The 22,430-nt window shown below is 44.2% G+C and carries 19 protein-coding genes; 12 read left to right on the top strand and 7 right to left on the bottom strand.

All coding sequences use genetic code 11. From position 1 onward, the window contains the following. Positions 1-373 precede the first annotated feature (373 nt). Positions 374-1,957: an ABC-F family ATPase gene (locus A136_RS19465; protein ID WP_009846736.1), complete on the top strand. Its 1,584-nt coding sequence runs from the start codon at positions 374-376 to the stop codon at positions 1,955-1,957. 140 nt (positions 1,958-2,097) lie between these two features. Here the strand turns inward: A136_RS19465 and A136_RS19460 are convergent, their stop codons facing one another. Further along, positions 2,098-3,993 carry a methyl-accepting chemotaxis protein gene (locus A136_RS19460; RefSeq protein WP_017063874.1) on the bottom strand — a complete coding sequence of 632 codons (1,896 nt, stop codon included), beginning with the start codon at positions 3,991-3,993 and terminating at the stop codon, positions 2,098-2,100. A gap of 280 nt (positions 3,994-4,273) precedes the next feature. Continuing rightward, positions 4,274-5,098, bottom strand: a complete 825-nt coding sequence (locus tag A136_RS19455; RefSeq protein ID WP_017063873.1) for a formate dehydrogenase accessory sulfurtransferase FdhD — start codon at positions 5,096-5,098, stop codon at positions 4,274-4,276. Positions 5,099-5,495: 397 nt separating this feature from the next. On the opposite strand from A136_RS19455, the gene A136_RS19450 reads away from it, so the two are divergent. The 11 genes from A136_RS19450 to cobB all read left to right on the top strand — a co-directional run bounded on the left by A136_RS19450 (position 5,496) and on the right by cobB (position 17,081). Continuing rightward, on the top strand, positions 5,496-5,960 hold the full coding sequence (locus A136_RS19450; protein WP_017063872.1) for a DUF3305 domain-containing protein: 465 nt from the start codon (positions 5,496-5,498) through the stop codon (positions 5,958-5,960). Then, positions 5,950-6,633, top strand: coding sequence for a DUF3306 domain-containing protein (locus A136_RS19445; RefSeq protein ID WP_017063871.1), 684 nt, complete (start codon positions 5,950-5,952; stop codon positions 6,631-6,633). The genes A136_RS19450 and A136_RS19445 overlap by 11 nt, the downstream gene beginning before the upstream one ends. A 298-nt stretch (positions 6,634-6,931) precedes the next feature. Then, positions 6,932-8,593: a 4Fe-4S dicluster domain-containing protein gene (locus A136_RS19440; protein ID WP_017059620.1), complete on the top strand. Its 1,662-nt coding sequence runs from the start codon at positions 6,932-6,934 to the stop codon at positions 8,591-8,593. Between the two features lie 9 nt (positions 8,594-8,602). Further along, positions 8,603-9,241 carry a TorD/DmsD family molecular chaperone gene (locus tag A136_RS19435; RefSeq protein WP_017063870.1) on the top strand — a complete coding sequence of 213 codons (639 nt, stop codon included), beginning with the start codon at positions 8,603-8,605 and terminating at the stop codon, positions 9,239-9,241. Between the two features lie 78 nt (positions 9,242-9,319). Beyond that, on the top strand, positions 9,320-9,520 hold the full coding sequence (locus A136_RS19430; RefSeq protein ID WP_008217926.1) for a twin-arginine translocation signal domain-containing protein: 201 nt from the start codon (positions 9,320-9,322) through the stop codon (positions 9,518-9,520). A 10-nt stretch (positions 9,521-9,530) separates the two neighbouring features. Continuing rightward, positions 9,531-12,386 carry a formate dehydrogenase subunit alpha gene (locus A136_RS19425; RefSeq protein WP_017063869.1) on the top strand — a complete coding sequence of 952 codons (2,856 nt, stop codon included), beginning with the start codon at positions 9,531-9,533 and terminating at the stop codon, positions 12,384-12,386. An 11-nt stretch (positions 12,387-12,397) separates the two neighbouring features. Further along, positions 12,398-13,006, top strand: a complete 609-nt coding sequence (fdh3B, locus tag A136_RS19420; RefSeq protein ID WP_004742271.1) for a formate dehydrogenase FDH3 subunit beta — start codon at positions 12,398-12,400, stop codon at positions 13,004-13,006. Positions 13,007-13,019: 13 nt separating this feature from the next. Further along, the gene (locus tag A136_RS19415) at positions 13,020-14,093 is read left to right on the top strand and encodes a formate dehydrogenase subunit gamma (RefSeq protein WP_017063868.1); all 1,074 of its coding nucleotides are present in this window, start codon (positions 13,020-13,022) and stop codon (positions 14,091-14,093) included. After that, positions 14,077-14,493 (top strand): hypothetical protein, encoded by a 417-nt coding sequence (locus tag A136_RS19410; protein WP_010440849.1) that lies wholly within the window; start codon positions 14,077-14,079, stop codon positions 14,491-14,493. The genes A136_RS19415 and A136_RS19410 overlap by 17 nt, the downstream gene beginning before the upstream one ends. A gap of 376 nt (positions 14,494-14,869) precedes the next feature. Further along, the gene (locus A136_RS19405; RefSeq protein ID WP_017059625.1) at positions 14,870-16,090 is read left to right on the top strand and encodes an ammonium transporter; all 1,221 of its coding nucleotides are present in this window, start codon (positions 14,870-14,872) and stop codon (positions 16,088-16,090) included. Between the two features lie 256 nt (positions 16,091-16,346). After that, positions 16,347-17,081 (top strand): Sir2 family NAD+-dependent deacetylase, encoded by a 735-nt coding sequence (cobB, locus tag A136_RS19400; RefSeq protein WP_017063867.1) that lies wholly within the window; start codon positions 16,347-16,349, stop codon positions 17,079-17,081. A 94-nt stretch (positions 17,082-17,175) separates the two neighbouring features. Here cobB and A136_RS19395 read toward each other — a convergent pair whose 3' ends face one another. From A136_RS19395 to potA, 5 genes are all read right to left on the bottom strand, one after another. Further along, positions 17,176-18,213, bottom strand: a complete 1,038-nt coding sequence (locus A136_RS19395; protein WP_017059627.1) for an extracellular solute-binding protein — start codon at positions 18,211-18,213, stop codon at positions 17,176-17,178. A 210-nt stretch (positions 18,214-18,423) separates the two neighbouring features. After that, entirely contained in the window at positions 18,424-19,458 is a 1,035-nt protein-coding gene (locus tag A136_RS19390) for an extracellular solute-binding protein (RefSeq protein ID WP_017063866.1), read from the bottom strand. Between the two features lie 149 nt (positions 19,459-19,607). Further along, a complete protein-coding gene (potC, locus tag A136_RS19385; RefSeq protein WP_017059629.1) occupies positions 19,608-20,378 on the bottom strand; it encodes a spermidine/putrescine ABC transporter permease PotC in 771 nt (256 codons plus the stop codon). Then, positions 20,378-21,235: a spermidine/putrescine ABC transporter permease PotB gene (gene potB / locus A136_RS19380; protein ID WP_017059630.1), complete on the bottom strand. Its 858-nt coding sequence runs from the start codon at positions 21,233-21,235 to the stop codon at positions 20,378-20,380. Before potB ends, potC begins: the two co-directional genes overlap by 1 nt. Beyond that, positions 21,219-22,334 (bottom strand): spermidine/putrescine ABC transporter ATP-binding protein PotA, encoded by a 1,116-nt coding sequence (potA, locus tag A136_RS19375; RefSeq protein ID WP_017063865.1) that lies wholly within the window; start codon positions 22,332-22,334, stop codon positions 21,219-21,221. The genes potB and potA overlap by 17 nt, the downstream gene beginning before the upstream one ends. Positions 22,335-22,430 lie beyond the last annotated feature (96 nt).

Below are 22,430 nucleotides of genomic sequence, written 5' to 3'. Positions count from 1 at the left end.
TATTCCTGTTTCGAGCGATTTTGTCATGAAATTGTCAGGGATTAGGCTAGTATTTGAGCATCTTTATTATGTCTTCTGTTGCGTTGATCGGGTTGGCTTTTACTGTGACCAATCAGCATACGATATATTCAATGGTTGGCATGATTTGGGACGTTATATACCGCCCGTTATGGTGCGCTGTTCGATATTTTGTTTTTCCTTAAAATCGACGGTTTTACGGCGATAAATAGAAAACCAAAAATGTGAGTCAGTTCAAACTATGATTTGGCTAGGTTATCACTTACTTAATGGCCAGTAATTGCAATCAATACTTGCAGTTAAAGCCCTGAACAAGTAACGTTGCGGCGTTTTTCACATTAAAAAGGTAATGGCATTGATCTCCACAGCAAATATCACCCAACAATTCGGCGCTAAGCCACTTTTCGAAAATATTTCAGTTAAGTTCGGCGAAGGCAACCGCTACGGTTTAATCGGCGCGAATGGCTGTGGTAAATCGACGTTCATGAAGATCCTATCTGGTGAACTTGAGCCAAGTGCTGGTAACGTAAGCTACGATCCAAACGAGCGCGTTGCTAAGCTAAACCAAGACCAGTTTGCTTACGAAGAATTCACGGTAATCGACACGGTTATCATGGGTCACAAAGAGCTTTGGGCTATTAAGCAAGAGCGTGACCGCATTTACTCTTTGCCAGAAATGAGCGAAGAAGACGGCATGAAAGTGGCTGACCTTGAAGTTCAGTTCGCTGAAATGGACGGTTACATGGCAGAAGCTAAAGCTGGTGAGCTTCTTCTAGCGGTAGGTATTGAAGAATCAATGCACTTCGGTCTGATGAGCGAAGTAGCACCGGGTTGGAAACTTCGTGTTCTATTGTCTCAAGTACTGTTTGCAGACCCGCATATCATGCTTCTTGACGAACCAACGAACAACCTGGACATGGACACCATCAAGTGGTTGGAAGATACGCTAAACCAACGTAACTGCACAATGATCATCATTTCGCACGACCGTCACTTCCTAAACTCTGTTTGTACACACATGGCTGACCTTGATTACGGCGAACTTCGTCTATTCCCAGGTAACTACGATGAGTACATGACGGCTGCGACTCAAGCTCGTGAGCGTCTACTGTCTGACAACGCTAAGAAGAAAGCACAAATTGCTGAACTTCAAACGTTCGTATCTCGTTTCTCTGCTAACGCATCTAAAGCGAAGCAAGCAACGTCACGTGCTAAGCAGATCGATAAGATCCAACTAGACGAAGTTAAAGCGTCTAGCCGTCAAAACCCATTCATCCGTTTCGAACAGTCTAAAGAGCTATTCCGTAACGCACTTGTGGTTGAAAACCTATCTCAAGGTTTTGAAGAAGACCTATACAACAAGTTCGACGGTATTTTCGAAGTAGGTGAGCGTGTTGCTATCATCGGTGAGAACGGTGTGGGTAAAACAACACTACTTAACACACTAGCTGGCGCTCTTGAGCCTCGCACAGGTGAGTACAAGTGGTCTGAAAACTCAAACATCGGTTACTACGCTCAAGATCACGCACACGATTTCGAGACAGACATGAACTTGTTTGATTGGATGAGCCAATGGCGCCAAGAAGGCGAAGACGAGCAAGTTGTTCGTGGCTTCCTAGGTCGTATGCTATTTGGTCAAGACGACATTAAGAAATCTGTAAAGGTTATCTCTGGTGGTGAGCAAGGTCGTATGCTTCTTGGTAAGATCATGATGCATAAACCAAACATCCTGCTAATGGATGAGCCAACAAACCACATGGATATGGAATCTATCGAAGCGCTTAACTTGGCTCTTGAGAACTACAAAGGCACATTGTTCTTCGTATCTCACGACCGTGTATTCGTAGACTCGCTTGCAACTCGTATCCTTGAAATCAAAGATGGCAAGATCAACGATTTCCGCGGTACTTACGCTGAGTTCTTGAAAGCACGCGGCTAATACCGTATAGCAAGAGCTAATACGTAATAACACGTTAGTACGTATTAAAAATTAGAAAGGCCTCTATCTTAGCAATCAGATAGAGGCCTTTTGTTTTTCCATACCGCATAAATCAACTAGCTTGCGTTAATCACTAATCACTAGTACTTAAATTGCGCCACAATCTTCTCTAGCTTCACACTCACACTCGAGACTTGTTCACTGCAACGCACTGATCCAGAAACCACGGTATAAGTATCACTGGCAAGGTGAGCGATATCTGTAATGTTTCGGTCAATCTCAACGGAAACCATCGATTGCTCTTCGGACGCTGTTGAGATCTGACTGTTTAAGTCGAACATCTCGCCAACTTGGAAGTGTATTCCTTCTATCGCATTCACCACGTCTTTGGTTTGGCTTTTCACCAGCTCAGTTTGTTCTAAGCTCGCTGTCATCTTAGCGACAGTCTTGTCTATCCCAGTGGTTAAACCATGAATCGTTGATTCTATTTGATGGGTTGAATCGTTAGTCATTAACGAAAGCTCTCGCACTTCCGAGGCAACCACAGCGAAACTTCGTCCATGATCGCCAGCACGCGCTGCTTCAATCGCAGCATTAAGCGCCAATAGGTTAGTTTGCTCAGCAATACCTTGAATAGTCGTCACCACCTGATTGATTTCACGACTCTGTTCTTCGAGCTGAACGATGAGATCCTGAGACTCTGCAATGTTTTCTACCAAGACATTAATACTGTCGTTTGTTGATTGTGTCTTTTGCAGCGCTTGATGGGCATTTTCTTTGATCTTCTCGGCATTGGTTGCGGCATTTTCGATGTTCGCCGTCACCTCATTACTCGTCATCACTAAATCGTTAACTGCCGTCGCTACCGATTCAGATTGCTGCTTTTGTTTCTCTGCATTGCTCATGCTTTTGACTGCCGCTTCTTCAGAGCTGCATGAACTGTCTGTCAGCACCGTCATCACGCCGGATAGCTCTTTGATGTTACCGTGCAGTTTATCGATGAAGGTATCGAACGAGTGGGCAAGTTGAGCGAGCTCGTCGTTACCTTTGGCGTTCATTCTGACGGTTAAGTCTCCATCTCCATTTGCAATAGACTCCATCATCACGTTTATCGCTTTGATACGACCCAGGATGTTGCGACCGATGAACACCAATAACAGAGAAAGTAGAGCGACGATAGCGGCACCAAACAGATGTAACATGTTTTGTGTGTTTCTAACTGCCGCTGTAATCGCTTGGCTTATCTCATTCTGCACTTCTTCAATGGCTTGTTCCGTTTTATGGACATTGCTACGTAAGGCGCCTCTAAGCCCCAACTCTGCAGACAAACCTAGATTGCTGTTAGCAACCAACAGAGTTTCAACCGCAGCCTTATATTCGGAATAGGCTTGTTCAGTCGCAATCGAGGTTTGGGAGTAGGGTTCAAACTCAACAAGAGCAGTGGTTAACGCCGCATTCGTTTGGCTATTAATACGTGCGAGGTAATGGAAGTCTTTTTCGATCAGTTCTAACAACGCAAGTTCCAGTGCCAAACTTGATTCTGATTCTGATTCGATTGCTGATTTTAGCGCTGTTCTTTTTCCATCAAGAGCTGCGACAAAACCCAAAGGTGGGTTTGTACGTTCAATGTCGTTCACTTGATTGACGATCTGGTGGAACTGTTTCTGGTACTGATGAAGAGTATCGGAGATCTTGGTCATTTGATCGGTCAGGTGAAGTTCGTGCGAGGTTAGGGTTTGGTTCAACGTCACCAATCTTTGATTCAATGTGGCGGCGGTTTTATCGAAACGCTCTGCGTATTTTTGATCGTGGCGAGACAAGAAGTCTTTCTCATGTCGCCTAAGCGTTAATAAATCGACTGAGCTTCTGAGGTTTTCGGTTGCAGCGATCTCCAATGATTCCAATTTGTCTAAGCTGAACTGCTCGTAGATGGCATAGATAAAAACAGAAATAAACACGGTGAGGTTGATTAAAATAAACTTACTGCGAATAGAAAGAGACAGCGGTCTACGCTGAGGTTCCGATTGATTACTCATGGTTAATTCCCTTTAAGCCGGTGACGTTGATATTCATCTTTAACTTTTATTAATAGATTCATTAAATTGATGAATATGTAACTAATGGCTTATTGGAGTGTTAAATCAAGATTTGCTTTAGGAAAAGCTAATTTAAGACATGATACGTGTAGGTTTAGATGGTCTGAAGCGTGAAACCTGTATCGGGGACGAATTGGAATGGAAACTTAAGGATATAAAAAAGGTGCAGCTGATACTGCACCCATTTAACAAATTAACTAAGCACGAGTTAACTTTACGTTTACTGCTCGCCTTTGACGTCAAAATCAATCTTGTCTGCACCCGTGAACACTTGGAAGCGTAAACCTTTAGCGCGAGCAATCGTAGTGATGCCGAACTTCTGCGCTAAATCTAAGCCCATTTGTGTAACGCCAGAGCGTGACAGTAGAACAGGGATTCCCATCTGCGCAACCTTAATCACCATCTCAGACGTTAAACGGCCTGTGGTGTAGAAGATCTTATCTTCACCTGTCTCTTTGTTAAGCCACATCTCACCAGCCAATGTATCAACGGCATTGTGTCGGCCAACATCTTCAACAAACGATAGAACCTTGTCGTCTTTGCAAACAGCACAGCCATGAACCGCACCCGCTTTCTTGTAGGTGTCGTTATAATGAGTCAGCGCTTCTAGAGCCGTATAGATTTCAGATTGCTTAATCTTGGTTTGAGGCACTTGGTAATCTTCCAATTGCTTCATCACGTTGCCATACATGGTACCTTGGCCACAGCCAGAGGTAACTGTCTTCTTCTTAAGCGCTTGCTCAAGTTGGCTCGTATCTTCTTTGGTGATAACCGCTGCTGAGCTGGTTTCCCAGTCGATGATGATTGATTCAACGGCTTCTGGATCAGAAAGGAAGCTTTGGTTTTTCAAATAACCCAAGACTAATGCTTCCGGGCGTGAACCCAATGTCATTAGAGTTACGATCTCTTTCCAGTTCAACATCACGGTAAGAGGGCGCTCACACGCGATCTGTTTCGTTAGCTTTTCGCCATATTCATCAAACACTTCAACTTCGATTGTCTGAAGAGGGTTCTCACTGGTTTTTATTATGTTTGGTTTTACCACAGTCATTTCCTACTTAATGAGATAGCGATTATAAGGGATAAGAAGTTAGGCAAGAGTCATCATACGACTCTTTAGAATACATGCGTTCTCTGTCACTTAGTCAGTCTTAGCTTTAACTCAAGCATTTAGCAATTCTCATTCCAAAATAACGGGGATTGATGGAAACATGAAGCATTAGATTAAAATAGCGCAAAATATGAGAGTTCACCGGGTGGAGTTGTCTGAAATAACCAGTATCGACTAACGTTATAGTGACAACTTGATAACGAACGCTATAGATACGCTCTCGCAGTTAATCCGTATTGGCGTGTTTATTGCTTTGTAGAGGGTATATGATTATGCGAAGTACAAAATGTCCTACGTACGATCAGAATAAAGGAAATCAATTGGGTGCAGTATGTCTGAGATAAAAGAATTCCAAGAACACTACGAAAAAACAGAATCAGCTTGGCCAATAGGTGTCCAAAGAATAGAGAAAGAGATCAAAACTGGCATTTGGGTAACAACTCAATGGGAACTCATCGGTTTTGAATTATCACCTGAACATGAAACCCCAGACGTATGTTTGCTTCAGTTGCACAAAGACGAGCGTACAGACTATCGTTTCAACCTAAGCTCTCAGCAACCTAAGCTTTTCTTAGTGATGGATAATGTCGATTCAGGCGTTAAGCCCGTCATTCAGTTACTTACAGCATCACAAACCGTTGCAGGGCAATACATGGACGGTGACAACCAAGTCCTTTCATACGACATTCCGTTACCTGTACAAGCTTGGATGGAAGCGTTCATCGGTCGTCATGGTGAGTTATTAGAAGCAAGACGTAAGAAACGTAAAGGCGCGGGTCGATCAAATGGCAACTAACTTTTTTAGCCGTTGGTCTCAACGAAAGCTTGATGAATCAACCGACCAACCTTTAGAAGCGCAACAAACGCTTGAGGAAACTGAGCTTACTTCCACTGAGGCTTCGTCTGCTGCTTCATCTATAGACGCAGAAACATCGGAGTCACTAGAACGTGGAACTTTGGAAAAAGAGTCTCCAGAACACGCTGTCGATTCTCAAACTATTGACTCTCAGGAGATAGCATCAGAAACGACTGAAGACTTGTCTGTTGCTCAATTATTGGTGTCAGAAGCTTCAGAAAGCGTAAAAAAAGCGGCATTGCGTAAATTATTCCTCTCAGAAGAATTCAACGTTCGTGATGGTTTAGATGATTACGACGACGATTACAGTAATTTGAAGTCTCTTTCTGAAGGGGTTGCGGAAACCTTGCGTGATTGGGTTAAAGACAAAACGGAAGAAGAAACTGCGCCAGAAGAAGAGCAAATCATTGATAATAAAGACGAAGGTGAAGTTTTAGAAAATTCTGAAAGCGATCTTGAGGTATCTGATAATAAACTTGAAACGTCAGAAAGTGCCGAAATAACCGAACAAGAAAAAGAACTGTATAAAAACACAGTACCGGATAATAACGCTACAATGTCAGACGAAGCAGACCTGAAAGAGGTGGGACAAAATATACCACACAAAGAATAGGTACATTTTGACTAAACACTCAATGAACCGCTTGCGACAAAATGTCCCAAGCGGTTTTTTTATACGCACAATAAACGTTATATAGGATTAAATCACTGAAATATAGGCATATTAAATTGGCATGGCATTTGCACAATAACGTTCATTATCAACTTTTTTGTAGATAGACGAGTTCACGGTCTGACGAACGACACACTGGCTAAAGGGTTAGTTGTTAACGGATTACTCAGCAAGTTCTCTCTCGCTTACTACAATAAAGGTTGAACAGATTATCCATGTCCAAAGATGGAACTGAGCAATGCTTAAACAATTATTAGAACAAGCAAATTCAAATAACGCTAAAGCAAGACTGTATGCATTTGAAAATACAGTTGAGTTAACAAATCTGATTCCACCTACTGTTAGCTACGAAAGCGGCGGTAATACACTTGTTATTGGTCCAACTGCGATCATTGAAAGTGCTGCGGCTCAATTACCTCAATTGACGAGCCTAACCTTATTGTCAACAGATGGCGAAAAGGGCACAAACCCAGAACTGTACTTCGCGAATTCGGTTCAAGTATCCGGTTTCCTTGGCACGTTTGAAGTTGTGATCGAAAACAAAGGCACATCAAGCAATCTAGCGAAAGTCGCGATTAATCACGATTGTTTCGATGTTGTTTTAGACCTATGTCTGAATAGCTGCATGACAGAAGAAGTACCTGTACCGGGTTATTACCCAGTAGGTCGTGGCTATCCAAAACTTGCTGAAGCACTGGAAGAGATTCCAACGCTTATGGGCACATTTGATAAGCCTAAGTTCTTCCGTCTCGACACTGACCTTTGCGCGCACAGTTCTCGTGGCGTAAAAGGCTGTGAGCGTTGTGTAGATGCTTGTCCTGCTGGCGCACTATCAAGTGAAGGCTCTGATAAGACGGGTCACAAGATTGAGATTAACCCTTACCTATGTCAAGGCGTTGGTACTTGTGCAACGAGCTGTCCTACAGAAGCGATTACCTATGCGCTGCCAAACCCTGATGACACTCAAAAGTTTATTGAACGTACGCTAGCTAATTATGAGCAAGCGGGCGGTCTGGATCCAATCGTACTTATCTGTAGCTCTCGTCATGAGACTTACAATGTAATGGCGCTAAAAGCACTGCCAGATAACGTGATTCCAATTGTCGTAGAAGAACTGCCATCTATTGGTATCGATACTTGGTTTGCAGCTTTAGTTAATGGCGCAACTCAGGTTCTGTTTGCCGCATCTCGCTTTATGCCAGAAACGATCATTCGTGTTCTGAATAACGAAGTAGGGATTGCTCAAGAACTACTAGATCAAATCGGTATTCCAAAAGAAACCATCGATATTCTGTACTTAGAATCTCTACGTGAATGTCCTCCAACACTTTGTGTGGATTCATTCGACCTTGCACTTGGCGATCTTCAAGGCAACAAGCGCCAACGTCTATTTACAGCACTTGATGCGATGTCTTCAGCTCGTATTCCTGTTGAAAATATTGTTGAGCTTCCGTCAAACGCACCTTACGGCAACGTTTCGTGTGATAGCAAAGATTGTACGTTATGTATGAGCTGTGTGGCTGTGTGTCCGACACGTGCACTTCATACCGACGGGGCTTCTCCATCACTTAAATTTGTAGAACAAGACTGTATTCAATGTGGCTTGTGTGAAAAGGCATGTCCTGAAAATGTTCTGACTCTTACGCCTCGTATGAACTGGGTAAAAGAAGAACGTCAAAAAGCAGTTGTGATTCATGAAGAGAAAGCTGCGGAATGTGTACGTTGCCATAAACCATTCGCACCTCAGTCTATGATTGACATGTTACAGAACAAGTTACGCGGTCACTCTCACTTTTCAGATGAAGCAGCGATTAATCGTATTGCTATGTGTGAAGACTGCCGTGTGGTGGATATGTTCGATTCAATGGCTCAAGACCCATTGAAACAATTGAAATACTAGGAGTTAGCCTTGGAAACGAATTTGGATCAGGCACAAGAACAGACACTAAGAACTGAGATCTATTTGGTTCTATCCGCACTGTTTCGCAGCGCACCTTCTGAAGAGGTGATCGACTTTCTAAAAACACTCGATATTGAAGCGTCTGAAAGCGCAATGCAAAAGGCTTGGATTGCCATTCAACAAGCGGCAACAGAATCAAACCGTGAAGCTCTTGAAGACGAATATCAAGATTTGTTCATCGGTATTGGGCGTGGAGAAGTCGTTCCATTTGGTTCTTGGCATCGCACTGGCGCCATGATGGAAAAACCATTGGCAGAGATTCGTCATGACTTAGAGCTTTTAGGCATTGAGCGTGATGATCAAGTGAAAGAGCCAGAAGATCATATTGCTGCATTGTGTGAAGTAATGGCAATGCTAACCGGTGAAGAAGAAGCGCTTCAACAAGCCGTTTTCAATAAGCACCTTGGTCCTTGGTTTAACTCTTTTACGCGTCAGCTTGAAAGTGCAGAAAGTGCGAACTTCTACAAATCGGCCGCTCAACTGTGTGAAGCATTCTTAACGTTAGAACAAGTGCGTTTTAGCGTGAATACAAAAAGCAGTAAGCACAAATTAAAGATTGATGTGAAAAACGTCACTGATTACGAGTAATCGAGCAGTACGCGATTATATCGATAGAGGGGCATTAAGCCTCCAAAAAAAGATCTACCGTAAGGTAAGGAAGCAATGATGAAAGATAATAAAGATATAAATACAAGCCGTAGGGATCTACTCAAAGGCTTGACGACTGCAGCCGTTGCTGGTGCCGTTGTCGCTGGTACAACTAAAGTGGCAACCGCTTCAGAAACTGTTGAAATTTCGAAAGAAGACGTGAAGAAGACAGGGTATCGTGAGACGCAACACATTCGCGATTACTACGACACACTTTAGGAGATAACGGATGAAACTTGTCAAACGCTCCGATAGTGTGAGCAAAGAAACCAATCAGCTAGGTGTGTCTCGACGTGCCTTCATGAAAAACACTTCATTAGCTGCTGGTGGCGCAGTGGTAGGCGCAAGTCTATTTGCACCAGGTATGATGAAGAAAGCACAGGCTAAATCAGTCGATCCAGAAGCGAAAACAGAAGTGAAACGTACTATCTGTTCTCACTGTTCTGTGGGTTGTGGTATCTACGCTGAAGTTCAAAATGGCGTATGGACAGGTCAAGAGCCTGCATTCGATCACCCATTCAACGCTGGTGGACACTGTGCGAAAGGTGCAGCACTTCGTGAGCACGGCCACGGTGAACGTCGTCTTAAGTACCCAATGAAATTGGAAGGCGGTAAGTGGAAGAAGCTTTCTTGGGAACAAGCGATTGAAGAGATCGGTAACAAAGCGCTAGAACTTCGTAAAGAGTCTGGCCCTGATTCAGTTTACTTCCTAGGTAGTGCGAAACACAGTAACGAGCAAGCTTATGCATTCCGTAAGATGGCTTCGCTTTGGGGCACCAACAACGTTGACCACCAAGCACGTATTTGTCACTCAACCACAGTAGCCGGTGTTGCGAACACTTGGGGTTACGGTGCAATGACAAACTCGTTCAATGACATGCACAACTGTAAATCGATGCTGTTCATTGGTTCAAACCCAGCAGAAGCTCACCCAGTAGCGATGCAACACATCTTGATCGCGAAAGAGAAGAACAACTGTAAGATCGTTGTTGCGGATCCTCGTCGTACGCGTACTGCTGCGAAATCAGATCACTACGTTTCTCTTCGTCCAGGTTCTGACGTTGCGTTTATCTGGGGTGTGTTATGGCACGTCTTTGCAAACCAATGGGAAGACAAAGAGTTCATTAAACAACGTGTATTCGGCATGGACGAGATCCGTGAAGAAGTCGCGAAGTGGAACCCAGCAGAAGTTGAACGCGTAACTGGTGTTAGTGAAAAAGACGTATACCACACCGCGAAACTACTTTCTGAAAACCGTCCGGGTTGTATCGTTTGGTGTATGGGTGGTACTCAGCACACGACTGGTAACAACAACACACGCGCTTACTGTGTACTTGAGCTTGCGCTAGGTAACATCGGTAAATCAGGCGGCGGTGCAAACATCTTCCGTGGTCACGATAACGTACAGGGCGCAACTGACCTTGGCGTACTGTCAGACACACTTCCAGGCTACTACGGCTTGTCTGAAGGTTCTTGGCGTCACTGGTCAAAAGTTTGGGATATCGACTTTGACTGGGTGAAAGGCCGTTTCGACGACAACGCATACGGCGGTCAAAAACCAATGAACAGTGCAGGTATTCCTGTATCTCGTTGGGTTGATGGCGTACTTGAAGACAAAGACAAGATTCGCCAACGCGAAAACATCCGTGCCATGTTCTACTGGGGTCACGCGGTGAACTCTCAGACTCGTGGTCCAGAGATGAAAAAAGCGATGCAGAAGCTGGATATGATGGTTATTGTTGACCCATACCCAACGGTTGCAGCGGTAATGAATGATCGTACCGACGGCGTTTACCTGCTACCAGCAACGACTCAGTTTGAAACCTACGGCAGTGTAACGGCGTCAAACCGTTCTCTACAGTGGCGTGACAAGGTTGTTGATCCTCTATTCGAATCTAAACCTGACCACGAAATCATGTACCTGCTTTCTAAGAAGCTTGGTTTCTCTGATCAGCTGTTCAAAAACATCCGTGTTGAGAACAACCAACCACTGATTGAAGATATTACACGTGAATTCAACAAAGGTATGTGGACAATCGGCTACACAGGCCAAAGCCCTGAGCGTTTGAAAGAACACCAACAGAATTGGCACACATTCCACAAAACGTCTCTAGAAGCAGAAGGCGGTCCAGCAAATGGCGAGACTTACGGTCTACCTTGGCCATGTTGGGGCACACCAGAGATGAAACATCCGGGTACACACATCCTTTACGATACGTCTAAGACGGTTGCTGAAGGTGGTGGTAACTTCCGTACTCGTTTTGGTGTTGAGTTTGAAGGTCAAAGCCTACTGGCAGAAGACAGCTACTCGAAAGGCTGTGAGATCAAAGACGGCTACCCAGAGTTCAGTGACAAACTACTGAAACAACTGGGTTGGTGGGATGATCTAACTGCAGAAGAGAAAGCGGCTGCTGAAGGCAAAAACTGGAAGACTGACGTTTCAGGTGGTATCCAACGTGTGGCAATTAAACACGGCTGTATCCCATTTGGTAATGCGAAAGCACGTGCGATTGTTTGGACATTCCCAGACCGTGTACCACTGCACCGTGAGCCACTTTACACACCACGTCGCGACCTAGTTGCTGATTACCCAACGTGGGACGACAAAGAAGCTATCTTCCGTGTTCCTACGCTTTACAAGTCGATTCAAGAGCAAGACAAATCTGGCGAATACCCGATTATCCTGACCTCTGGTCGTTTGGTTGAGTACGAAGGTGGTGGTGAAGAAACCCGTTCTAACCCTTGGCTAGCAGAACTACAGCAAGAGATGTTTGTTGAAGTGAACCCGAAAGATGCAAACGACATCGGCTTTAAAGACGGTGACGATGTTTGGGTTGAGGGTGCAGAGAAGGGCCGTATTAAGGTGAAAGCGATGGTTACACGTCGTGTGAAACCGGGTCTGGCATTCATCCCATTCCACTTCGGTGGTAAGTTCCAAGGCGAAGATTTGCGTTCTAAATACCCAGAAGGCACTGATCCTTACGTTATTGGTGAAGCTGCTAACACAGCAACCACATACGGTTACGACCCTGTCACGTTGATGCAGGAAACGAAAGTAACCCTTTGTAATATTCGTAAAGCGTAAGGAGTCTTAAAATGGCTAGAATGAAATTTCTTTGTGACACCAAGCGTTGTATCGAATGTAACGGTTGTGTCACTGCATGTAAGAATGAAAATGATGATGCTCTGGAATGGGGTATTCAACGTCGTCGCGTTGTGACACTGAACGATGGCGAACCAGGTGAAAACTCTATCTCAGTAGCGTGTATGCACTGTACTGATGCCCCTTGTATGGCAGTTTGCCCGGCAGACTGTTTTGAACATACGGAAGACGGCATCGTACTTCACAATAAAGATCTGTGTATCGGTTGTGGTTACTGCTTGTTTGCTTGTCCGTTTGGCGCACCTCAATTTCCTAAACAGGAAGCCTTTGGTGAGCGCGGTAAAATGGACAAATGTACCTTCTGTGCTGGCGGCCCAGAAACAGAGCCAGGTTCTGTGGAAGAGCGTCAGAAGTACGGTGCGAACCGTATCGCTGAAGGCAAACTACCAATGTGTGCTTCTTTATGTTCAACCAAAGCACTGCTAGCGGGTGATGCAGAGAAAGTCTCTGATGTATTCCGTCAGCGTGTTGTTGAACGTGGTGCGAAAGGTGCAGGTTGGACAGACGGCAACGACCTTTCTTACGATGCGACTAAGAGCTAAGTAGGAGAGACATATGCTTACAATGTTTAAGCGTCTCTTCCTTGTTGTGCTGCCGATGTTGGCAGCACTAACAATGCTTTCTCCTATGAGTCATGCATCTGAGACGAACTCATCACAAACTCAATCGAGCTCTGCTCAACGAGAAATCACACAGCTTGCTGGTGCCGATTTTTGGCGACAAGTAAGAAATGGTGAGGAAGGTTACACCACATCTCAATCAGCTGAGCACGGTGTGTTAATCAGTACTCCAGGTCAAACTTGGTACATATTGAAAGAGAAGTGGATGTCACCAGCCGGTGCGGTCGCTATCTTTGGCAGTATTGCTTTTGTGACTTTGATGTACGTTGTGATTGGCCCGCTAATGTTAAGCGCGCCAAGAACGGGTCGTAAAATCAAACGTTGGTCTCGACTAGACCGTGCATTGCACTGGAGCATGGCGTTTACCTTCTTAACACTGGCGTTCAGTGGTTTGATGTTGGTTTACGGTAAACACTTCTTGAAGCCGTACATTCCAACGGATCTGTGGGGCTTCATCGTTCTACTAGCTAAGCAATACCACAACTACATCGGCCCAATTTTCTATGTGCTGTTGATGGCTGTTCTTATCAAGTGGTGGCGCAAGTCTATCTTCAAGATGGTCGATATCCAGTGGTTCATGAAACTAGGTGGTATGGTCGGGAAACATAAAGGTTCTCATCCATCTGCAGAGTTTTCCAACGCGGGTGAGAAAGCGCTGTTCTGGCTATTGATTGTAATGGGTAGTGTGGCTGCGATCAGTGGCTTGGTTTTAGACTTCCCAATCTTCGGTCAAACCCGTCGAGATATGGAGCTCTCAAACCTAGTCCACATGTTGGCTGCTTTGATCCTTATCTGTGGTTTCGTGTTCCACATCTACATCGGCTTGTTCGGTATGGAAGGGGCACTAGAAGGCATGGTAACAGGCGAAGTTGATGAGACTTGGGCTAAAGAGCACCATGATCTTTGGTACAAAGGAATGATGGAACAAGAGAAAAACGGCGTTGAACAAAGCGCTAACGCAGCAACAGAGAAAACGGAAGGGGTGAATAAGAATGAACAAACCTCATAAAGGTATTTGGGTTGCTTACATCCTCAGCTGTTTTACACCATTTACTTGTCTTCTCTCTGGTGTAATTGCCATCATCTACGCGGGCTATCGTTTAGATAAAGGTGAAGACGGCGAAGTAGTGGATACCCATTACTACGGCTTGATTCGCTCGTTCTTCTTGAACTTGACGTTCTTTGTTGTACTTATCGTGACAGTAGCGACCTCTAATGGCGTGTTGATCGGTGTGAACGATTACTGGTATCAAAATCATATTATCGATGACATCGCTTACTACATACCGTATGTAGGCATGTTGTTCGGTGGTGTTGCGATTGTGGTTTGGTTTATCCGTATGTATCAAGGCATGCAGCGTTTAAGTCAAAACCTACCACAAAACCCGACAACAGGTCCAAACTTGTAGTCGAGTATCGGCTCACTAGATAGCGAATTATCTAGCACAATAGTCCTTTTGAAAGCCCAATGATTTCGGTCATTGGGCTTTTTGTTTCTAATCAGCAACGAAACTTAATGAAGCATAGTATTGACCGCTTCAATATGGTGCAACTCCCTTAATTGGTGCAATTCTTGTTTCCATTTTCACGCTCATTAAGAACCAAGAAAGTGCACCGATAAATTTATTATCAATTAATCAGTAAGTTAAAAGCAAAAACTGTTGCACGAAAATTACACCACACACTTGGAACGCATCTTGCGTTCACTGTTGAGTCTTTAATTAATTACAACATTGAATCGCACGATATCAGTGCAAATCAGATAAAGCGAAGGAGAATGCTTTAATGAGTGAAACGGTGACTCAAGTTCATAGTGCAGTACAAACCCTTACCCAAAGTTCAGATACTTTATTCCTATTACTCGGCGCCATCATGGTTTTCTTGATGCACGCTGGCTTTGCATTTCTAGAAGTCGGTACCGTTCGAAAGAAGAACCAAGTCAACGCGCTGGTTAAGATCCTTTCCGACTTTGGTGTCTCCGCCATTGCTTACTTCTTTATCGGTTACTGGGTTGCTTACGGTGCACACTTTTTTGCAGACGCAGAAACACTTTCGCAAGGCAACGGATATGAACTGGTTAAGTTCTTCTTCCTAATGACATTCGCAGCGGCAATTCCTGCGATTGTTTCTGGTGGTATCGCAGAGCGTGCTCGTTTCTATCCAATTTTGATTGCGACACTGTTTACGGTTGGTTTCATCTATCCATTTTTTGAAGGCATCATTTGGAACGGCAACTTTGGATTCCAAGATTGGCTAGAAGGTCAGTTTGGTTACGTGTTCCATGACTTCGCAGGCTCGGTAGTGGTTCACGGCGTAGGTGGTTGGATTGCTTTGGTCGCAGTTTACTTCTTAGGGATGCGTAAAGGTCGAATCCGTGCAGGCAAACACACCAACTTCGCACCATCGAATATCCCATTCTTAGCACTAGGCTCTTGGATCTTATGTGTGGGTTGGTTTGGCTTTAACGTGATGTCAGCTCAAGCGATCAATGGCATCAGCGGTCTCGTGGCAATGAACTCTCTCATGGCCATGGTTGGCGGTATTCTTGCGGCTCTAATTGCAGGTAAAAATGACCCGGGCTTCATCCACAATGGTCCTTTGGCTGGTCTCGTCGCTATCTGTGCGGGCTCAGATTTGATGCACCCACTTGGCGCTTTGGTGACGGGCGGTGTGGCAGGTGCGCTGTTTGTTTACCTATTTACTTATATGCAAAACAAAACACAGATCGATGATGTACTGGGTGTATGGCCTCTACACGGCGTATGTGGTGCCTGGGGTGGCGTTGCTGCTGGTATCTTCGGCCAACAAGCTTTCTGGGGTCTAGGCGGCGTGAGCTTTGCTTCTCAGTTGATTGGTACAGTCGCAGGTGTTGCTGTTGCTTTCGTCGGCGCGTTAATCGTATACGGTGTGTTGAGCAAACTAACAGGCCTACGCTTAAGTGAAGAAGATGAATTCAACGGTGCGGATCTTTCTATCCATAAGATCTCTTCTATCAACGAAGACTAACGTTGTTCACTTGGTGGGGTAAAGCACATCAAGTAGACAACTGTTGAACAGAACTAAGCGGCTTCGGTCGCTTTTTTGTTTCTATGGATAGCAAAACAGAGAATTTGAGTAACAACAACCACAACTATCAAGCGAGTTATGTCACAAATAGCCAATGAATTCAGTTGCCTAAGACTATGGTCTAATCCCCAAAACTATTGTTGGAATTTGAACAGTGCTAAGCTGTTACAAAGTGACATATCTAAAAGGACGTTATATGCATTTCCCATATCGAAATATCGTAATTCTTACTGGCGCTGGCATCTCTGCAGAGTCGGGGATACAAACATTCCGAGCACAAGACGGGCTATGGGAAAACCACAAAATCGAAGATGTAGCGACGCCTGAAGGGTTCGCAAAAGATCCTGACTTGGTACAAGCCTTCTATAACAAGCGTCGTCACGGCCTGCAAAGTGAGAGCATTCAGCCCAATTCAGCCCACAAGGCGCTAGGAGAGCTCGAAGACAAGCTTGATGGCAAAGTTACCATCATTACTCAAAACATCGACAATTTGCACGAGAGAGGCGGTAGCAACAACATTATTCACATGCATGGTGAACTTTTAAAAGCGCGTTGCAGTGAATCCAATCAAGTTGTAGAGCACAAAGGCGATATTGAAACGGGTGAACTTTGTCATTGCTGCCAAATCCCTGCACAAATGCGTCCACATATTGTTTGGTTTGGCGAAATGCCACTAAGAATGGGCGACATTTATTCCGCACTGGAAGAAGCGGATCTGTTTATCTCTATCGGAACTTCAGGTGTTGTTTATCCAGCGGCAGGCTTTGTTCACGATGCGAAAATGCATGGTGCACATACTATCGAGATAAACCTCGAACCAAGTGCGGTTGAAAGTGAATTTGAAGAGAAGCGCTACGGCAAGGCGAGTATCGAGGTGCCTAAACTGGTTGGCGAGTTATTATGTACAGAGAAAGGTTCTTTAACGGCCTAAGCCTTGTCTTTAATAACACACATCAGTTTCTGAATCTGAAAAAATAAAGCGGCTTACGCCGCTTTATTTACTTAACTTCTTAACTAACAATAACTTAGTTGTTTACTTTAAGTTTTTGGAAGTACTCGTCATAAATAACGCTCGCTTCACCAACTTCATCTTGCCACACACCGTTATCCATCACTGATTGTGGTGGGAAAACGTTCTTGTCTTCAGCAAATTCTTTAGGAAGAAGAGGGTAAGCGGTTTTAACTGGTGTCGGGTAACCGATCTCTAGAGCAATTTTCGCAGCGTTCTCTGGGCGAAGAAGGAAGTCGATCATCTTATGAGCCGCTTCAGTGTTCTTAGCGCCTGCTGGAATTGCTAGGCTGTCCATCCAGAAGATAGCGCCTTTTTCTGGCCAGATAATGTCAATCGTTGCGCCTTCTTGGCGTGCCATGTAAGCAGAACCATTCCAAAGCATACCAAGAGACACTTCACCTGCTAGGTAAGGGTTCGCTGGGAAATCTGAGTTAAATACCAATACGTTTGGCATTAGCTTACGAAGTTCTTCGTAGGCTTCTTTGATTTCTTCAGGGTTAGTCGTGTTTGGAGAGTAGCCCAGTTTAGATAGAGCGATATGGAAAACCTCACGAGAGTCATCCATCATCATCAGTTGACCTTCCCACTGCGTATCCCACAGATCGCCCCAGTTTTTAACTGAAGACTTGTCTAGCATGTCTGAGTTGATACCAATACCCGTCGCACCCCAGATGTATGGGATTGAGTAGTTGTTATTTGGGTCAAATGGCTTATCTAAGTAATTTGGATCCAAATCTGCAAAGTGGCTTAGCTTGGTTTTATCAAGCTCTTGAAGCATGCCTTCTTTACGCATCTTAGAAACGAAGTAAGTAGAAGGAACCACTAAGTCGTAACCCGTACCTTGAGTTTTTAACTTAGCGTACATGCTTTCGTTAGACTCATAAGTTGAGTAGTAGACTTTAATGCCCGTCTCTTCTGTGAAGTCTTCTAGTACTTCATTTGGAATATATTCAGACCAGTTGTAAAAATACAGTTCTTGGTCAGCTGCGAAAGAGGGTGTAGAAAGTAAAGTAGCAGCACACAATGCGCCGGTATACAGTGTTTTTTTCATTACTGTTCCGTTCATTTGTTTGATTTGGAGCTGGGTAGTGAACCCAAGGTAAAGGATTTCGAAAAATCGCGATATATTATAGCAGCGATATAATAAAATAGGCAGCCTAAGCTGCCTATTCATTGATATTCTTATTTTTAACTTATTGATTATCTACGTTGACCTGTTAAGTAAACTGGTTACTTAGCCACAGTTAGATAATAAGCTAAATTACTGACCTGCTTTAAGTTTCATGAAGTAATCTTCGTACTTCACTGTCTTATCGCCAACCGCAGCTTGCCATTCAACACGATCAAGGTCTTCTTGCGATGGGAATAGCGCAGGGCTATCTTTGAACTTCTCGTTAGACGCTTTAACGGCCGTTAGGTAGCCTGTGTCACGAGAAATTTGCTCAGCAATTTCAGGGCGAAGTAGGAAATCAATCATCTTATGAGCTGCTTCTACGTTTACCGCACCAGAGCTAATCGCAAAGTTATCAACCCAACCGATACCGCCTTCTTTAGGGAAAACCAGTTTGATTGGTAGACCTTCGTTTTGCGCTGCAGCAGCAGAACCGTTCCACAGCATACCAAGACCCACTTCACCAGACATGTAAGGCGCGCCTGGGTTGTCTGAGTTAAATACTAGAACGTTTGGCATAAGCTTTTGTAGCTCAGCGTACGCTTCGTCGATCTCTTTTTCGTTGGTTGTGTTACCAGAGTAACCTAACTTACGCAGTGCGATGTGGAACACTTCACGAGTGTCGTCCATCAGCATCAGTTGACCTTCAAGCTCTGGCTTCCATAGATCAGCCCAGCTTTGGAAATCTTCTGGATCGTACATGTCAGTGTTAACAGCAAGACCTGTGATCGCAACTACGTGTGGAATAGAGTAGTCGTTGCTTGGGTCGTACGGCTTATCTAGATAGTTAGTATCTAGATTCTTGAAGTTGTTCAGCTTAGTTTTGTCGATCTTTTGTAGCATACCTTCGTCACGCATCTTAGATACGAAGTAAGTCGACGGCACAACTAGGTCATAGCCTTTGTTGTGTGTTTTTAGCTTTGCGTACAGGGTTTCGTTCGACTCGTAAGTCGAGTAGATCACCTTGATACCAGTTTCATCAGTGAACTGTTCTAGAATCTCACTGTTGATGTAAGGTCCCCAATTCATGAATACCAATTCTTTGTTATCTTTTGCAAATGATGGTGCAGATAACATTGAAAGCGCACATGCACTACCAGCTAATAGAGTAGCCCATTTTTTCATTGACGTTAGCTCCAAACTAAACGTTGCCCGAAGGCAGTAGATAGAAAAACAGAATGGCAATTTACCATTCTGTTTATGATTAACACTTTTTTTGAACTTGAAGTCTCTTAACTTCTTAATCAAGCCAGTCTCTATATAGAGTAGGAGACTTACTTGATTTTTTCTCTCGCTAATGACTGAGAAATGATCACCAGTATTAACGACACCACTAACATCACTGTTGCTAGGGCGTTTACCTCAGGAGAGATACCCACTTTAACCATTGAGTAAATCTTCAGTGGTAAGATTTCATACGTTGGGCCGGTTACGAAAGAGCTAATGATTACATCGTCCAAAGACAGAGTGAAGCTCAATAACCAACCCGCAGCAACCGCGGGCTTAGCAAGAGGCAGAATGATCTGTTTTAGAATCGTCCATTCACTTGCACCTAAGTCTTTTGCTGCTTCTAGCATCTTCACATCAAAGCCATTCAAGCGACTGTATACCGTTACTACAACAAACGGTAGACAGAAGGTAATGTGAGCAGCAAGTAGGGTAAAGAACCCAAGTTGAACACCCATTACCAAGAATAGCGCAAGAAGCGAAATCGCCATTACGATATCTGGAGACATCATTACGATGAACAGCATGCCATTTACGATGCCTTTACCTTTAAATTGGTAACGGAATAGGGCTACTGCTGTAAGGCTCCCGACAATCGTTGCGGCTGTTGCTGAGAACACCGCTACGTTGATCGAGTGCCACGCAGCCTGCATTAGGCTGTCGTTGTTAATAAGCGCGTCATACCATTTAGTGGTGAAGCCACCCCATTTCATACCAAACTTATTGGCATTAAACGAGTTAGCGATCAATACGATAATAGGTAGGTATAGAAAGGCGTATACCAGCGCCATAAAGCTGAACTTAACTGTGCGCCCCATTAGTCTAGCTCCACTTTCTTGTTCAATAGCTTACCTGCTCGGTAGTAGGCATACAGCATCACAGCCATTGCCATGGTCAGTGCGATACTCGTCGCTGCGCCAAACGGCCAGTCTCGAGCGTTGAGCACTTGGCTCTTAATCACGTTACCAATCAATAGGTTCTTAGCTCCGCCTAATAGGTCAGAGATGTAGAACATACCTAACGCTGGCAGTAGCACTAACAAACAGCCGCCAATAATGCCCGGCATTGTTAGTGGTAGTACCACTTTCAATAGCGTTTGCAGTTTGTTCGCACCTAAATCTTTAGCCGCTTCTAAATACGTATCGTCCAGTTTTTCAATCGCTGAATACAGCGGCAGAATCATAAACGGAAGTAGGATGTACACTAAACCGATCATTACTGCGGTTTCTGAGTACATGATACGTAGCGGTTTATCAATGATATCTAACGCTAACAAGCTTTTGTTCAAGACACCTTGCGTACCCAGTACAATTTTTAATCCGTATGTACGAATCAAAGAGTTCGTCCAGAATGGTACTATCACTAGGAACAACATGATTGGACGCCACTTCGCCGGCATTTTTGCCACGATGTAAGCGAATGGGTAACCAATAATCAAACAAAGTAGGGTTGCGACAATTGCCATATAGAAAGAGTGCATCAACACTTTAAAATACAGCGGGTCAGCCAAACGCACGTAGTTATCGAGAGTGAAGGTCATCTCGATCAAGTTCGCTTCATCACGAGTTAAGAAGCTAGTACCAATGATCATGATGTTTGGAATCATCACGAACAACACTAACCAACCTGTGATTAAAGCAACAATTGCGTTTTGTAAATTAAACTTCTTGCTCATCTTCTAATACCACTTCCCAGCTCTCAACCCAAGTTACTGCAACTTTTTGGCCCAGTGAGTGATCAACATCAGGGTCATCTTCGTTGAAGAATTCGCTAACCATGACACGCATACCAGATTCAAGTTCTACGACTGAATCTAATGTCATGCCTTTATAGGTTCGCTCGACAATGTGGCCAACAATACCGCGTTGCTCTGACTCTTTAATTTCTTCGATTCGAAGATCTTCAGGGCGAAGCAATACTTGCAGTTTTTGACCCGGTGTTACGTCTTTATCGTGATAGATAATGGACTCTTCACCTTCGATTGTCGCAACAATGCGTTTTGAATCTTGACGAGATTTCGCTGTCGCTTCGAATACGTTAATTTCACCAATGAAACGCGCTACAAATAGGTTCTTAGGCTCTTCGTAGATCTCTCTTGGTGTTCCGTCTTGTTCAATCACGCCATCACGCATAACAATAATACGGTCAGACATAGACAGCGCCTCTTCTTGGTCATGCGTTACAAAAATGAACGTGATACCAAGTTGGCGTTGTAATTGTTTCAGCTCGATTTGCATCTGTTTACGTAGTTTGTAATCCAGAGCAGATAGAGATTCATCCAACAAAAGAACTTTAGGCTTATTAACGACAGCACGAGCGATTGCGATACGTTGCTGTTGGCCACCAGATAGCTGGTGTGGCTTTCGTTGTGCCATTTGTTCTAGGCGCACCATTTTCAAAGCATCCATTACACGAGGTTCAATCTCGCTGTTTGGAACTTTCTGCATGCGTAAGCCAAATGCCACATTGTCGAAAACGGTCATATGCGGGAATAGGGCATAGCTTTGGAATACAGTGTTTACATGCCTTTGTTCAGCAGGAACTTGGGTTACGTTTTGTTCAGCTAATAGTATTTGACCACTATCTGCCGTTTCAAAACCCGCAATCATTCTTAGCACGGTTGTTTTACCACAACCTGATGGGCCTAAAATCGTGAGAAACTCACCATGATTTACGTTTAAATCCAGATTGCCGATGACTTCCTTACCATCGAAACTTTTACTGATGCCAGTTAGCTGTACTACTGGCTTTCCTACTGATTTTTTAGCGTTCAACGTCTGTTTTTCTCCACCTTGGTTCTATTTGAGACCTGTTGCTATACACCTTTAAGGCGCGCATCATAATCACCAAAAACGTGAATTCAAAGCATT

It is taken from the genome of Vibrio crassostreae 9ZC13 (genome assembly GCF_000272045.2).
Classification (GTDB): Bacteria; Pseudomonadota; Gammaproteobacteria; order Enterobacterales; family Vibrionaceae; genus Vibrio; species Vibrio crassostreae_C.
Note: the sequence above shows the minus strand (reverse complement) of the source record. Positions and strands in the feature narration are given on the sequence as shown.